The organism is Fluviicola sp., from assembly GCF_039596355.1.
Lineage (GTDB): Bacteria > Bacteroidota > Bacteroidia > Flavobacteriales_D > Crocinitomicaceae > Fluviicola.
Map to the genome: position 1 here is coordinate 192,455 of NZ_JBCNJW010000005.1, position 14,171 is coordinate 206,625.

Genomic DNA, 14,171 nt, shown 5'->3' on the forward strand with positions numbered 1-14,171 from the left:
AAACTACATATGAGATTTGTTATCTGTATTGTCCTGGTGCTGCTGACAGGGTTCTCTTTTGGGCAGAAATCGCGAAAGTTCAACGGGAAAAGCCGGAAGGATTTCTTCGGAGGTGCGCGTGATTATCGTCAACTGACCAAGGACGGGATACAAATTTCTTTCGGACCGAATGTAACCCTGACCAATCCGCATGTGACGGAATATTCCGGTGTGGATGCAAGCGGAAGACCGGTTACCACAACGATTGATCCGATCAGCAGACCCGGAGGATTCATTGAAATCGGAGCGGCACATTACCGTCTGAAATCTTCCAAATTGCTGGCGGCATGGTATAAAAGCCGTGGCGAAAAAGGAGAAGTGAAGTGGATTGGGTCGAACCTCTTCCACCGCCTTGATTGGGGATTGGGATTTAACTACATCGGCGGAAGTGAACACACTCGTTTTGAAATGGTTGATCCGTCAGGAGTTTCCTCTTTTGATGAAAGAACCGGTTCATTCTACAACGGATATTTGACTGCGCGGGTAACGGTTGATCGTTTTACCAAAATTGCGGAAGGCTGGCACCTGGAAACCGGATTTGGATTCAACTTCTTGTTCAATGCACTTCCTGCACCGAAAGTTCCGTATGTGGAAACGATTGCCCCGGTGAAATTTCAGCAGGATTTCATGGCTCAGTTCCACCTGCATTTAGGATTCACACGCACAATCCGCAGAGGGGATTACCTCACGTTCGGATTCCTCGTTCCGGCTTTCGGAATCTACGAACCGAATAAAGCGCGTCCGACCGTTCAATGGTTCTCCAGCAATTACTGGCCGATCCAATTACAAGTTCGCTGGATTCACCACTTTACCAAAAAATCCAACGGATGTAATACCGGAACGCCGGAAGACCGCAAGCGTAACGACGAATACATGCAAAACAGATAACGGTTATTTAAGCTGATTTTACGATGAGAAGATTTTACTACTTGAGTTCTTGTGACACCTGTCAGAAAATTATGAAGGCCCTGAACCTGCCATCCGATGTGGAAATGATCGACATCAAACAAACCAATATCGATGCGACAACACTCGATTGGGTGAAGGAAAAAGTAGGTTCCTACGAAGGATTGTTTTCAAAACGTGCCATGAAATTCCGCTCTATGGGATTGCATGAAATGAGTCTTACAGAAGCAGATTACCGCAAATACATGCTGGAAGAATACACCTTCCTAAAACGTCCGTTTGTGATCTATGACGATCATGTTTGGATTGGAAATGCCAAGAAGGAAGTAGAAGCTGCACAAGCGTTTTTCGCACAATTAAACTAAGGATTCCGGAAATTCCGGTTGTGCAACTGATAGTTATTGGTTTGAATTTAGTCGAATCAGGATTAAAGAGTTATTCATAAGTCGTAGGTATTTTTCTTATGAAGAAGAGTGTTTTAAAACTTTGCGCTCTCCGCTTCTTCGCGGTAAAAAAACTATTCTATTAACCGCAAAGGTGTGAAGTATTTCCAAATCTAAAAAAAGCGCAATCGGCTGCTTAAAGCAGATTTCCGGTAATCATCCAGTTTTTCATCAATGTTTCGCTGAATCAGTTTCCGCACAAATTTCTGTGTGCCTTTTCCCATTTTGAAATCCAGCTCGTCTCCGAAAATAGGAACGATGCTCAGGAAATACACGGTTTTATCCTGCATGCTTATCGGTGCAAGTTCCCGTTCAAGTAACATAGGATCCAGGAAGATGAAATACTCCTGCTGCATCAAATCGGAAATAGGAACTTCCGGGTTGGCGGTAGGAATGGTGTGTCCGGGGCCATACCAGGTATTCCGGTCTCTGACAAAACGCTCCAGCTTGTAAATCCAGGTGTAAATCCAGGAAAAATTCGGATTCTGCAAATCGTCAAAATCCCAGTAAGCAGGAAGACAGAAGAAGATTTCGTTAAACTCTCTCCCGACCCATTTTTCGAGAACAGGCATCCGGTAATCGGAAAGAGAAGCGGTCATGAGCACTGTCACGGGAACGTCCAGTTCGAGGAACAAAAGCAGGAGTGGCTGATCCGGGTGAAGCGGATTGGTAATTTCTTTCACACGATGTGACCCAAATCGCTGCTCAAATAGTTTCGTCAACTCCATCCCGCAAATATAAGAAAAAGCGTAGCTTTTGAAGACTGAATTGCGACAAACGTTAGTGCGAAAGCAATGAGGGAGAAAGCGTAGTTCGCTACGGCGAAAAGACTGAATTGCGACAAACGTTAGTGCGAAAGCAATGAGGGAGAAAGCGTAGTTCGCCGTGGCGAAAAGACCGAATTGCGATTCGCCTTGGCGAATTAGAGCAGAAACACGAATGAATCGGAGAAATCAGCGGGAGATGTAGAAAAGTACTCCCGCGAACGGCTTCTAACAATCCTTTGCGCTCAAATACATCCTAAAATAGGAAAGGGAGCCTAATGGCTCCCTTTACGGTTATTGGTTTATATGTTCATTTCGCCTTAAAGAAATAATCTATTTCAGAAATGCGCATCGTCATATCATTTCCTTCCACCTTGGAGATGTTGAAAATGATGGACTTCTTTTGGTTGGGGCCGTAGAATAAAAATAAATCAATCTTGTCGTCGTATTGGGTGCTTAGCCATTTTCCTTCGAGATCAATGAAATCCGTCATGTTGTTTTGGTCGTACCAACGCCCCTTAAATGTCTCGTCCTCTTTCAGGTCAAAATAAATGGTGTTGATGCCGAGTATTTTGTCTTTGTCAGGTCCGTATCCGTCCACTTTTACCAGAGTCCACTTTTTCACCAGCCGGCTGTCGGGGCCGGAGTTTGAACAAGCGGATAATGCCAGTAGCAGTACTCCTAATAATACGTAAGTGAACCGAATCTTCATAACACATCAAGCAGGTGCCTGGGTAAAACTAAGCTTTCTGGTAAGAGTACCAAATAGTTTTTTCTGAGATTGTATTCCGACAAATTTTGAGTGAGTATTTACCCCATTTGACTGTGCAATTTACTTATGCTTTCCTAGCAAGTTAGTTGAACTCACACAATTTCCCGCAAGGACTTCCAAAATTCTTCGCTTGAGAGAATCGCACCTTGTTCGATCAGTTGGTGAATTTCCTGTTCGCGCTCCTGGTTATAAGCACGTTTACTGGTGAAAATGGAAAGTTGGTTCAAGTGCTGAGCCAATGCATTATGAATTCCTTCCGTGCTGGAAAGATCCACTCCGGCGTCCGGATTTTTTTGAATAGCAATCAGTTCCTGTTCGTTTTCCATGAAATGAAAAACCAGGCAGGAAGCCGGAGTGCGGTGCTCCAGGTACTGCACTTTCTCATAGATCGTCTGAAATACCTGGTCGGAGAAAAGTTCTACGAGGGAAAGCGCTTTTTGCGGTTCTTCCCGGTTGAGTTTTTCCCATTCTTCGGCATGCACTCCGTTGATGATCAAAAACGCTTTCAGATCGCCTTCCAGGTGCTGTAATTCTTCGTCAGATAAGATGCGGTACTTCATACTGCAAATCTATGCAAAACGCTTATTTTTGTCAAATGCAGAAAAAAGGTGTTGCAATTCTCGGTTCTACCGGTTCGGTTGGGACTCAGGCGCTGGAAGTGATCCAGGCTTATCCGGAACAATTTGACTTACAAGTCATCACTGCGCAGTCAAATGCGAAGCTGCTGATCGAACAGGCAAAACTGTTTCAGCCGAATGCAGTGGTTATCGGAGACGAAGAAAAATACGAGGAAGTAAAAGACGCTCTTTTTTCTGAAGACATTCACGTATATGCCGGAGCGCAGGCACTTTGTCAGGTTGTTGAATTCCATGAAGTGCAGGTCGTTTTGACGGCTCTGGTTGGATATGCAGGTTTGAAACCTACGCTTGCGGCAATCGAAGCTGGAAAAGACATTGCCCTGGCGAATAAGGAAACGCTCGTGGTGGCCGGAGAATTGGTTACGGAAAGAGCACGTGCAAAAGGAGTCAATATCTACCCGGTAGATTCGGAACACTCTGCTATTTTTCAATGCCTGGTAGGAGAATTCCACAATCCGATTGAAAAGATTTACCTCACTGCATCCGGAGGACCGTTCAGAGGATGGAAAGCCGACGCGCTGGAAACCGTAACCCGCGCTCAGGCATTGAAACACCCGAATTGGTCGATGGGAGCCAAAATCACCATTGATTCGGCAACGATGATGAACAAAGGATTGGAAGTCATCGAAGCAAAATGGCTTTTTGGACTGAAAGCAGAGCAGATCGATGTGATCGTGCATCCGCAGTCTATCGTGCACTCACTGGTTCAGTTTGAAGACGGAAGCATGAAAGCCCAGATGGGACTTCCGGATATGAAATTGCCGATCCAGTTTGCATTGACGTATCCGGATCGCCTGAAAACAAACTTCCCGCGGTTCAATTTCCTGGATTATCCGCAACTCACCTTTGAACAGCCGGATAAAGAGGTATTTAGAAACCTGCAACTGGCATACGATGCCATGCATGCCGGAGGAACAAAAGCGTGCGCCCTGAATGCGGCAAACGAAGTGGCAGTTCAGTTATTTTTGGAAGAGAAGATCCGTTTTTCCGATATTGCACGTATCAATGAGCAGATTATGGAAGAAGCACCTTTTGTACCGAATCCGAATTTAGAGGATTATATCCATGTAGATGCACATTCCAGGAAGCTGGTAGGCCTGCTCAAAATTTAGATCTCATGAAAAAATCACTATTCTTCACTGTTTTACTATTCTTTTATTCGTTCCCCTTACATGCTCAAATCCAATTTGAGGAGCATGTGCCTTTTGCTGAAATCAAGCAGCGGGCAAAAAAGGAGAACAAACTGATTTTTATCGATTGCTACACCACCTGGTGTGTTCCCTGCAAGGATTTGGCGAAACGAATCTTCACGGACACTACGCTCGGAAACCGTTACAATGAGTTGTTTATCAATTTCAAACTGGACACAGAGAAGGGAGAAGGCCCCGAATTAGCCAAAGCATTTAAGATAAATGCATTCCCGACCTTGCTCTGGGTTGATTCTACCGGCGACATTGTGCATCGCACGGTGGGAACGAACACGGTTGAATTCTTTTTAAACACGATCGAACTGGTTCAGGATGAAAACAACCGTTATTTCTTGTTGGAAAAACGTTTCCAGGATGGAGACCGCGACCCGGCCTTACTCAAAAAACTGACCCGTTTTGCGGCGATAACCAAGGATTTAAAGGGAAGACCTTATATCGAAGCTTATTTCGAATCGATCCCGGAGTCGGAATGGCTCTCGGCAGAAAACCAGTCTTTTTTCTATGCCGGCTGCACGTCGTTTGATGCAAAACTGATGCGCTACGTGCTGGCGAATACGGATAAATTTGAACACGATACGATCGAAAATCTGAAAACCTCCTGTTTTGATATTGCAAACCGTTTTCTGATCCGTTCCAGGTCGGAAGAAGAACTGAAGAAGTTCCTGGCCCTGGTCGATACGTATGCCCCTGAACGCCAGGAATACAGAAAGGCATCGGAACTCGATTTTTATATGAATGTCGGAAACTGGGTGAAATTAAATGAATTGACGAGCCGCTATTTGAAAGACTGGAATGATGCGTACATCCTGAGTGTGTACTCCTGGGAGCGTTCGGTGAGAGAAAAAGACCCGGAATTATTGAAAGAAGCAATCGACTGGGCCAAACGAGCCATCAAACTGGAAGAAGACGATTGGAATTGCGATACACTTGGTCAGTTATATCTGAAAACCGGGAAGCCCAAAAAGGCGGAAAAATGGTTGAAACGTTCGAAAGAACTGGAAAATTTGTAGGTCAGGATAAGGAATCTATTTCAGGTACAAAAAACTCAGAACCACGATCAAGTAGCGCAAGAACTTCCCGGCAATCATCAACAGGAAGGTAGGAAGAATGCGTGACTGGTAAATCCCCAGTGCGATCATAATCGGGTCTCCGATAATCGGAAGCCAGGAGAACAGGGCTGCATTCGGGCCATATTTGGATGCAATGCGTTGTGCTTTCGGACTTGTTTTTTTAATCCACCGCTTTCGGACAAAGAGCCCGAGGAAATAATTCGTACTTCCGCCCAGGCAGTTGCCCACTGTTGCAACCAGGAGAATGATCCAGGGAGAATGATTCCCATTGTTCAGAATCAAAAGCAGGGCTGCTTCGGAAGGAAGAGGCAGAATCGTAGATGCCAGGAAACTGCTGATGAAAAGCCCGAATAATTCCATTCCGTATTACAAATAGGTAAAGCTACGATATGTATTCGAATTTAGGTCATTTCTTTTAAGCTTGCGTAGATACGAATGGCTATCGGTGGATACCACCACAACCCATGAATGAAACCGTAAAGGCGAAACGCTTACGCTATAGCTACAGCGAGGGGCGCAAGGACACAAAGATTCATTGTTTGAACCGCTATTAGAAAAGGATACTCTGCATCTGCGTTCTCTGCGGGAAATAAGTAAATAAACCACATAGAAATATAGAACACATAGCGATAAATGGAATCGCCAGGGTATAAAATTTATTCTGAAGGAGTATTGTGGTGATTTAGTATCGGTTTTGTGGAATCGTTCGACTTAGCTTACGCGGATACCTGTGACTATCGGTACTGCGTGCAAAAGAAACCACATAGGCACATAGAACAAATAGATTTTATGATTCCTCCGCGGAAATCTGCGGGCTCTTACATTTTGTAGATGACCTAAAACGAAAAATGGGGACCGAAGCCCCCATTTCCATATATCGGATCAAGAATTATTTCTTAATGATACGTTTTGTTGTAGTCTCGTTACCAACTTTCAACGTGTAGTTGTAAACTCCTGATTGGAAGTTAGAACCATCGATAGAAATTGATTGCTGACCAGCGTTCATTCTGGAAGCAGGTACTGTAGCTACTGTACGACCAGCAACGTCAGTAATTACTACTGAAACTTGAGCATCAGCTTTCAACGTGAACTTGATTTCAGTTGAACCAACAAATGGGTTAGGGAATACTGAAACGTCAGTTGCAGAAGTCAATTCAGACAATCCTGTGTAATCTGTAAAGTCCAAACGAACTACTGGAGCTTCAACTGTGTTACCATCAGAAGCCAGGCTTACAGGAGATGTTCCACCGTTGTAACCCATAGTGTTACCAGCAGCGATTTTACCAGCGAATGCGATTGGAACTTCAAATCCTTGGTAAGTACCAGCAGTAACCAGGTAAAGGTTTCCAGCTGTCAACTGTGGCAAGTTAGGGAAGTAACATTTAACCAGGTTAGCGAAGTCAGCAGCAACGATTTCGTGCTCTTCTGATCTGTCGATGTAGTCAAATGCCTGTGTGCTTGAGTTGTATTGGTAGATAGTAGCATATACCAAACGACCGATGTAAGTTGCTTGTTGAGAAGAACTTACGCTTCCGATACCAACCTGAACTGCACCAACAACATCTGTGCTGAAGATTTCGTACAATGTTCCGATTTGAGCATCACCTGTTTGAGAAGCCCATCCGTTGAAGCTTCCAGACAAAGAAGCAGAAGTTCCGTTGTAAGCATCAACAGCGAAGATGCTGTTTGTAACTGCGAACGGAGAAGTCAATGAATCGTCAGAAACGAAATCCAGAACACTGTCAGACAATGCTTCGTATTTGAAGTTGTAAGTTCCAACAGTTGTAGGGATTGTGTATCCGTTAGTGAAATCGATCGCCAAAGAATCTGTTACGAATGGAGCGATATCAGCCTGAGCACTTGTCTGGTTGTATGTACCAGCAGTTAATTTGAAGCTTGTAGGCTGGATTTCAGAACCAACGTTTTCGATTTCAGCTCCAAAAGAGATTTTTCCTGCACCAGCTGTTTGAGCCTGAGGAATTTTTGTTGCAGACAACGCCTGGTTTCCGTAAGCAGAATATACGTCTACCAATTTCAGGTTGTTTTTGTAACCTTCAACAACTTTGAAGTTGTCGATAGCCCAACCGTATCCACTACCGTAATCGTCATCAGCAGTCAAAGACTCCCAACGTACACGGATTTTCCCTTGAGTGACACCGTTTCCGATGAAGATATCAGTTGTCAATGTATTTTTCAAAGTTGGTCCGTTCCCTACAGCTGCAGTGTTTACTTGTTTTGAAATAGTCCAGGTAGCACCGTTATCTGTACTTACTTCTACATATAATGCATCGTGGTTGAAACGACGGTAAACTTGTGTAAAGCTTACAGAGATAATTCCTGAAGCAGACAAGTCGATTGTTGGAGTACACAAGTAAGCGTTCTGAACACCAACTGGTCCTGCCAACAAGTATTGGATACCGTCAAAGTACGCCATTGGTGTTGTCATACCTGTTGTTGCTGATCCAAGGTAGTTTGTGAAGTTGGACGGGTAAGCTCCGAATTTCCAGCTTCCCTGAACTCCTGCTCCTACGTTACCTCTTGTCCAGGTAGCACTGTCAGAGAAGTCAGACTGCCAGATAATGGCACCACCAGCCTTTTCTGTACCGTTGTCAGTTACAGCCGTTTTTGAGGCTGTCATTTTCATTGGTTTTTTGTTAACTTTTTCTAAGCTCTTACTTACCTGAGCTGAAGAAATCCCAGCAACAAACAAAGCAGAAGCTAAAAGCGTAATCTGTTTTTTCATGTTTCTTTAATTTACGAAGTTTTAAATATAAGTTAATTGACCGTATAAATGGCCAATTTATTTATTAAACGGTATTAATTATTCAATGAACGGTAGTTACTGTCCCTCAAAAACGGTAATTTCTCACGTAAATCCTTCATTTCAGAATAACTTATACTCACTGTATTGACGCTTTCAGAATCTGAAAGGTTGGAAACTTCTTCGCCCAAAAGCGTGATTAATTTGCTTTGACCGTTGTAATCCAACCCGAGGTAATCCGTACCGATCCGGTTCACTCCAGCAACATAACATTGGTTTTCGATGGCTCGCGCAGGAAGTAATGCCGACCAATGTGCAATTCTACGCTGTGGCCAGTTTGCAACATACAAGAGTAAGTCGTATGCGGGTTTACCGCCAATCTCGCCGTTGCGGATATTTTCCGGGAAACGCAGGTCGTAGCAGATTTGCAGGTTGATTCTCCACCCGAGGTATTCTACAATGGTTTCTTTGGTTCCCGGTGTGTAGTGGATGGATTCATCTGCCATCCCGAATAGTTTTCGCTTGTCGTAGATACTGATCTTTCCGTTTGGTTCTGCAAAAATACCGCGGTTATAGTACCTGCCGTTTTCTTCTATTATTAAGGAAGTATAAAAAGCGGCCTGCTTTTCTGCCGCTTGTTTTTTCAACCAGTCAATCCCCGGACTGTTTTCCGGTTTTTCAGCCAACGCCCCTACGTTCATAGAAAATCCGGTGTGGAACATTTCCGGAAGCAGGATCAGATCCGTTTCGGAAACACCGCTCAGCAAGCGTTCGTAATTTTCCAGGTTGGCTTCTTTGTCTTCCCAGACCTGGTACGTTTGAACAAGGGTTATTTTTAAATCCTGCATAATCTTTCAGCTGCTTGAATTAAGGTATCATCCGTTTTCGCAAAACAAAAGCGGATGGTGTGGTAATCACACAAATCGTCGTAAAAAACGGAAAGCGGAATGGCTGCCACTCCGATTTCTTTCACCAGCCATTCACAAAACTGAACATCCGGCAGGGTAGAAATGGCGTTGTAACGTACGGTCTGGAAATAGGTTCCTTCACTTGGCAGGAATTCGAATTTACTCCCTGTCATGAGTTCCCGAAACCGGTCGCGCTTGTCCTGGTAAAAGGTTCCCAGAGAGGTAACGTCCGTTGTGGAAATATAGTCGGCGAGGGTTTTTTGCGCCACGCTGTTTACGGAGAACACCAAAAACTGGTGTACTTTTTTGATTTCTTTCATAATGGCTTCCGGGGCAACCAGGTAGCCGACCTTCCATCCCGTAAGGTGGAAGGTTTTCCCGAAGGAGGAAACGATCACGCTTCGGTTTCGCAGCACGTCGTGGTGATGTGCTGAGAAGTGTTTTTTCTCAAAGGTGATGAATTCATAGACCTCATCCGAGATCAGGATCAGGTTCGGATGATCGATCATGACCTGTACCAATGCATCGAAATCGGCCTGATCCATCATTTTTCCCGAAGGATTGTGCGGGTTGTTGATGATCAAAACCCGTGTTTTCTGATTCACCGTTTGGCGTAGTTCCCGCCAGTCGATCGTGAAATCTTCCCGTAGAGGAATGTGAATCGCTATTCCGCCCGCCAGGTGTACCGCCGGATCGTAACAATCGTATGCCGGATCCAGGATCACCACTTCTTCTCCCGGGTGAACCAATGCCTGGAGCGCAGCAAAAATTCCCTGTGTAGCGCCTGCCGTTACCAAAATCTCCGAAGCCGGATGCAGCGAACGCTGATAAACCTGTTGAATCATCGCGGCAATGCCTTCCAGCAAAACAGGCAGTCCGGCCATCGGCGCATACTGATGCACGTTCTCCTTACTGTTTTTTGCCAGGAGTTCCTCCAATGCCGGGTCGATCGGAAAATTCGGAAAACCCTGAGAAAGATTAATGGCCTGATATTCATTTGCCATCTGGCTCATCGTTGTAAAGATGGTGGTGCCTACCTTTGGAAGTTTTGTCTGCATGGGTTACATTTGTTTCAATAACAAAGAAAAGCATTCCTTTATATATGCGGTCTTGTTACGGACATATTTAACAGGAATTCATAAAAATGAACGCATGAAATCAACACATTTCTTCTTTTTCGGTTTATTATCACTGGCTTTGTTCTCTTGCGGTGGTGAAGACACGATCTGCGACTGCATCCGGGTGAGCGATAAGCTGACAAATAAATACGAACAACTTCGACACAAGGGTCCGACTGCTGCTGATGAAAAAGAGGTCAAAGCACTGATCAAAGAAAAGAAGACAACCTGCAAGGAGTTTGAAAAAATGGGTGGTCCGGAAATGCTGAAAAGAAAGGCAACCTGCAAGTGATTCTCTCCTTTCCTGCGCCTTGAAATTCAGAGGAATATTCAGGTCTGATTCGATTCTTGAATTCTTAACGGAACCTTCTTTTCGGGCTTAACAAATATTCCCACTAAATCGAAATAACAAGCGATTAAAATTCGCTATCTTTGCAGCAGCTTACCGGTAGTGGTGAGTTTCAAAAAATTTAGGAGAATTTTATGAGTGCATTTTCATCCCGTCACATCGGACCTGATTCAGCTGAGAAATCTGAAATGCTGGCTGCAATCGGAGTTCAATCAATTCAAGAATTAGTAGATAAAACCATTCCTTCACACATCCGTTTATCCGGAGAGTTGAAGATTGACGCTGCTTTGAGTGAGCAGGAATATTTGCAACACATCACTGCGCTGGGTGCTCAGAATAAAGTTTACAAATCATTCATCGGATTGGGGTACAACGAGACAATCGTCCCTTCTGTGATTTTGCGTAACGTGTTGGAGAATCCGGGATGGTATACGGCTTACACGCCATACCAGGCGGAGATTTCACAAGGTCGTTTGGAAGCGTTATTGAATTTCCAGACCATGGTGATGGAACTGACGGGAATGGAGATTGCGAATGCATCTTTGCTGGATGAAGGAACAGCTGCTTCCGAAGCAATGATCATGTTCTGGAATTCGCGTTCACGCCAGGAAACAAAAGACGGGGTGAACAAGTTTTTCATTTCCAAAAATGCATTCCCTCAAACCAAAGAGGTGGTTTTGGGTCGTGCCCTGAACCTGGGAATCGAATTGGTTGAAGGAGACGAAACAACCTTCACGAATGACGGAACGTTCTTCGGAGCGATCATTCAATACCCGGATGCACACGGAAACATTACCGACGTTGCAGGATTCATTTCTCGCAATAACGGGTTGAAAACTGCGGTTGCAGCGGATATCCTTTCGTTGGTTCTGTTGAAATCTCCGGGATCTTTGGGAGCTGATGTGGTATTCGGTTCTTCCCAGCGCTTCGGTGTTCCGATGGGTTATGGTGGTCCTCACGCAGCATTCTTCGCTGCAAAAGACGAATACAAGCGTACGATGCCGGGACGTATCATCGGGGTTTCCAAGGATGCAGACGACAACCTGGCGTTGCGTATGGCATTGCAGACACGCGAGCAACACATTAAACGAGATAAAGCAACTTCCAATATTTGTACGGCTCAGGCTTTGCTGGCTGTTATGGCTTCCATGTATGCCGTTTACCACGGTCCTGCAGGAATGAAAGAAATTGCAGAACGCGTAAACGGATTGGCATCTGCAACAGCAGCAGGATTGAAAGCAGCAGGAATTCAATTGGGTTCTGAGTCTTTCTTCGACACCATTTGGGTGAAAGGAGTAGACACTGCAGCAATCAAAGCGGCAGCTGAAGCAAAAGGAATGAATTTCCGCATCATCAATGCTTCTGAACTGACAATCAGTTTCGGTGAGCCTCACACGAAAGAAGATGTTGCAACGATTTTGAGCATTTTCGGGGCTTCGGTAAACGACCAAAAAGCAGCAATTGCTGATGCGAATTTGAGAACGGATGCAGTATTTACACATCCGACGTTCAACAAGCACCATTCGGAATCCAAAATGATGCGCTACCTGAAGCGTTTGGAGAACAAAGACCTTTCATTGGTTCACTCCATGATTCCGCTGGGGTCTTGTACGATGAAACTGAATGCGGCTTCCGAGCTGATTCCGATTACGAATCCTCAGTTTGCGAATATGCACCCGTTTGCTCCGGTTGAGCAGGCAGCAGGTTACCACGCGATGTTCCGCCAGTTGGAAAAAGATTTGTGTGAATCTACCGGATTTGCAGCAATGTCTTTGCAACCAAACTCCGGAGCACAGGGAGAATATGCCGGTTTGATGGTAATCAAAGCATACCACGAAAGCCGCGGTGACAAGCAGCGTACCAAAATGATCATCCCTTCTTCTGCACACGGAACCAACCCGGCTTCTGCGGTTATGGCAGGAATGGAAGTGGTGGTTACCGGTTGTGATGAAAACGGAAACATCAACATCGACGAATTGAGAACGGTTGCCAACCAGATCGGAAACGAACTGGCAGGTTTGATGGTGACTTACCCGTCTACTCACGGAGTGTACGAAGAAGGAATCCGCGAAATTACGTCAATCATCCACGAAAACGGAGGACAAGTATACATGGACGGTGCAAACATGAACGCACAGGTCGGATTAACCAATCCGGGAAATATCGGTGCTGACGTTTGTCACTTGAACTTACACAAAACATTTGCAATTCCTCACGGAGGTGGAGGACCTGGAATGGGACCAATCGGAGTGGCTGCGCACTTAGCGCCATTCTTGCCGAGCAACCCGGTGGTGGCTGCTGGAGGTTCCACACCAATCCACGCGGTTTCAGCAGCACCTTACGGAAGTGCATTGATCTTGCTGATCTCTTACGGATACATCAAAATGCTGGGAGCTGAAGGACTGCGTAACTCTACGGAAGCAGCGATCCTGAATGCAAACTACATTGCAGCAAAACTGAAAGGTCACTACGACGTATTGTACACCGGTAAAAACGGAACTGTTGCGCACGAAATGATCCTGGATTGTCGTGATTTCAAGAAAACGGCAGATGTAGAGGTAGCGGATATGGCGAAGCGTTTGATCGACTTCGGATTCCACGCACCAACCGTTTCTTTCCCGGTTGCGGGAACCTTGATGGTGGAGCCTACCGAATCGGAAGACAAAGAAGAACTGGATCGTTTCATCGAAGCGATGATCAAAATCCGTTCGGAGATCAGAGAAATCGAAAACGGTCATGCCGACAGAGAAAACAACTTGTTGAAAAACGCTCCGCATACAGCAGACTGTATCATCAACAAAGACTGGAATTACCCTTACTCTCCGCAGGAAGCAGCTTACCCGGTTGCTTATCTGAAAGAGTGGAAATACTGGGTTCCGGTTCGTCGTGTAGACAACGCTTACGGAGACAGAAACCTGGTGTGTTCTTGTCCGAGCGTAGAAAGCTACATGCACGTAGAGGCATAATAGACGGAAAAATTAGTAAACAGCATAGCGAAATCCGCTGATCAATTGGTCAGCGGATTTTTTATTCCCGGTATATCCCGGCGATGCGGGCAGGGACATGCAATTCACCGCATTCAGTATGTGATAAAACCACAAGAAGTTAGTTTCAGATGAATAACTGTTAAAACCCTACCCTGAACTGAGAACTCTCGGTATTCAGGGGGGATTTTTGTACTTTTGTCGTCTCCAT

At 45.1% G+C, this 14,171-nt stretch carries 13 protein-coding genes; 6 read left to right on the forward strand and 7 right to left on the reverse strand.

What is annotated here, in order from left to right; genetic code table 11:
* The first annotated feature begins 9 nt into the window (after nucleotides 1-9).
* Both ABDV94_RS12120 and ABDV94_RS12125 read left to right on the forward strand, forming a co-directional pair.
* The gene (locus tag ABDV94_RS12120; protein WP_343747450.1) at nucleotides 10-927 is read left to right on the forward strand and encodes a hypothetical protein; all 918 of its coding nucleotides are present in this window, start codon (nucleotides 10-12) and stop codon (nucleotides 925-927) included.
* 23 nt (nucleotides 928-950) lie between these two features.
* A complete protein-coding gene (locus ABDV94_RS12125) occupies nucleotides 951-1,310 on the forward strand; it encodes an ArsC/Spx/MgsR family protein (protein ID WP_343747451.1) in 360 nt (119 codons plus the stop codon).
* Nucleotides 1,311-1,501: 191 nt separating this feature from the next.
* Here ABDV94_RS12125 and ABDV94_RS12130 read toward each other — a convergent pair whose 3' ends face one another.
* From ABDV94_RS12130 to ABDV94_RS12140, 3 genes are all read right to left on the reverse strand, one after another.
* Entirely contained in the window at nucleotides 1,502-2,116 is a 615-nt protein-coding gene (locus ABDV94_RS12130) for a suppressor of fused domain protein (RefSeq protein WP_343747452.1), read from the reverse strand.
* Nucleotides 2,117-2,462: 346 nt separating this feature from the next.
* Nucleotides 2,463-2,864 carry a hypothetical protein gene (locus ABDV94_RS12135; protein WP_343747453.1) on the reverse strand — a complete coding sequence of 134 codons (402 nt, stop codon included), beginning with the start codon at nucleotides 2,862-2,864 and terminating at the stop codon, nucleotides 2,463-2,465.
* Nucleotides 2,865-3,016: 152 nt separating this feature from the next.
* Nucleotides 3,017-3,484 carry a DUF6495 family protein gene (locus ABDV94_RS12140; RefSeq protein ID WP_343747454.1) on the reverse strand — a complete coding sequence of 156 codons (468 nt, stop codon included), beginning with the start codon at nucleotides 3,482-3,484 and terminating at the stop codon, nucleotides 3,017-3,019.
* 35 nt (nucleotides 3,485-3,519) lie between these two features.
* Here ABDV94_RS12140 and ABDV94_RS12145 point away from each other — a divergent pair, with 35 nt between their 5' ends.
* Entirely contained in the window at nucleotides 3,520-4,674 is a 1,155-nt protein-coding gene (locus tag ABDV94_RS12145) for a 1-deoxy-D-xylulose-5-phosphate reductoisomerase (protein WP_343747455.1), read from the forward strand.
* A gap of 5 nt (nucleotides 4,675-4,679) precedes the next feature.
* On the forward strand, nucleotides 4,680-5,780 hold the full coding sequence (locus ABDV94_RS12150; protein ID WP_343747456.1) for a thioredoxin family protein: 1,101 nt from the start codon (nucleotides 4,680-4,682) through the stop codon (nucleotides 5,778-5,780).
* Between the two features lie 15 nt (nucleotides 5,781-5,795).
* Here ABDV94_RS12150 and ABDV94_RS12155 read toward each other — a convergent pair whose 3' ends face one another.
* The 4 genes from ABDV94_RS12155 to ABDV94_RS12170 all read right to left on the reverse strand — a co-directional run bounded on the left by ABDV94_RS12155 (nucleotide 5,796) and on the right by ABDV94_RS12170 (nucleotide 10,567).
* Nucleotides 5,796-6,200: a YqaA family protein gene (locus ABDV94_RS12155; protein ID WP_343747457.1), complete on the reverse strand. Its 405-nt coding sequence runs from the start codon at nucleotides 6,198-6,200 to the stop codon at nucleotides 5,796-5,798.
* A gap of 529 nt (nucleotides 6,201-6,729) precedes the next feature.
* On the reverse strand, nucleotides 6,730-8,478 hold the full coding sequence (locus ABDV94_RS12160; RefSeq protein WP_343747458.1) for a T9SS type A sorting domain-containing protein: 1,749 nt from the start codon (nucleotides 8,476-8,478) through the stop codon (nucleotides 6,730-6,732).
* A gap of 179 nt (nucleotides 8,479-8,657) precedes the next feature.
* Nucleotides 8,658-9,449: an amidohydrolase gene (locus ABDV94_RS12165; RefSeq protein WP_343747459.1), complete on the reverse strand. Its 792-nt coding sequence runs from the start codon at nucleotides 9,447-9,449 to the stop codon at nucleotides 8,658-8,660.
* Entirely contained in the window at nucleotides 9,437-10,567 is a 1,131-nt protein-coding gene (locus tag ABDV94_RS12170) for a methionine aminotransferase (RefSeq protein WP_343747460.1), read from the reverse strand. The genes ABDV94_RS12165 and ABDV94_RS12170 overlap by 13 nt, the downstream gene beginning before the upstream one ends.
* Before the next feature lie 94 nt (nucleotides 10,568-10,661).
* Here ABDV94_RS12170 and ABDV94_RS12175 point away from each other — a divergent pair, with 94 nt between their 5' ends.
* Complete coding sequence (locus tag ABDV94_RS12175; protein WP_343747461.1) at nucleotides 10,662-10,919, forward strand: hypothetical protein; 258 nt, start codon at nucleotides 10,662-10,664, stop codon at nucleotides 10,917-10,919.
* Nucleotides 10,920-11,110: 191 nt separating this feature from the next.
* Nucleotides 11,111-13,942, forward strand: a complete 2,832-nt coding sequence (gcvP, locus tag ABDV94_RS12180) for an aminomethyl-transferring glycine dehydrogenase (protein ID WP_343747462.1) — start codon at nucleotides 11,111-11,113, stop codon at nucleotides 13,940-13,942.
* Nucleotides 13,943-14,171 lie beyond the last annotated feature (229 nt).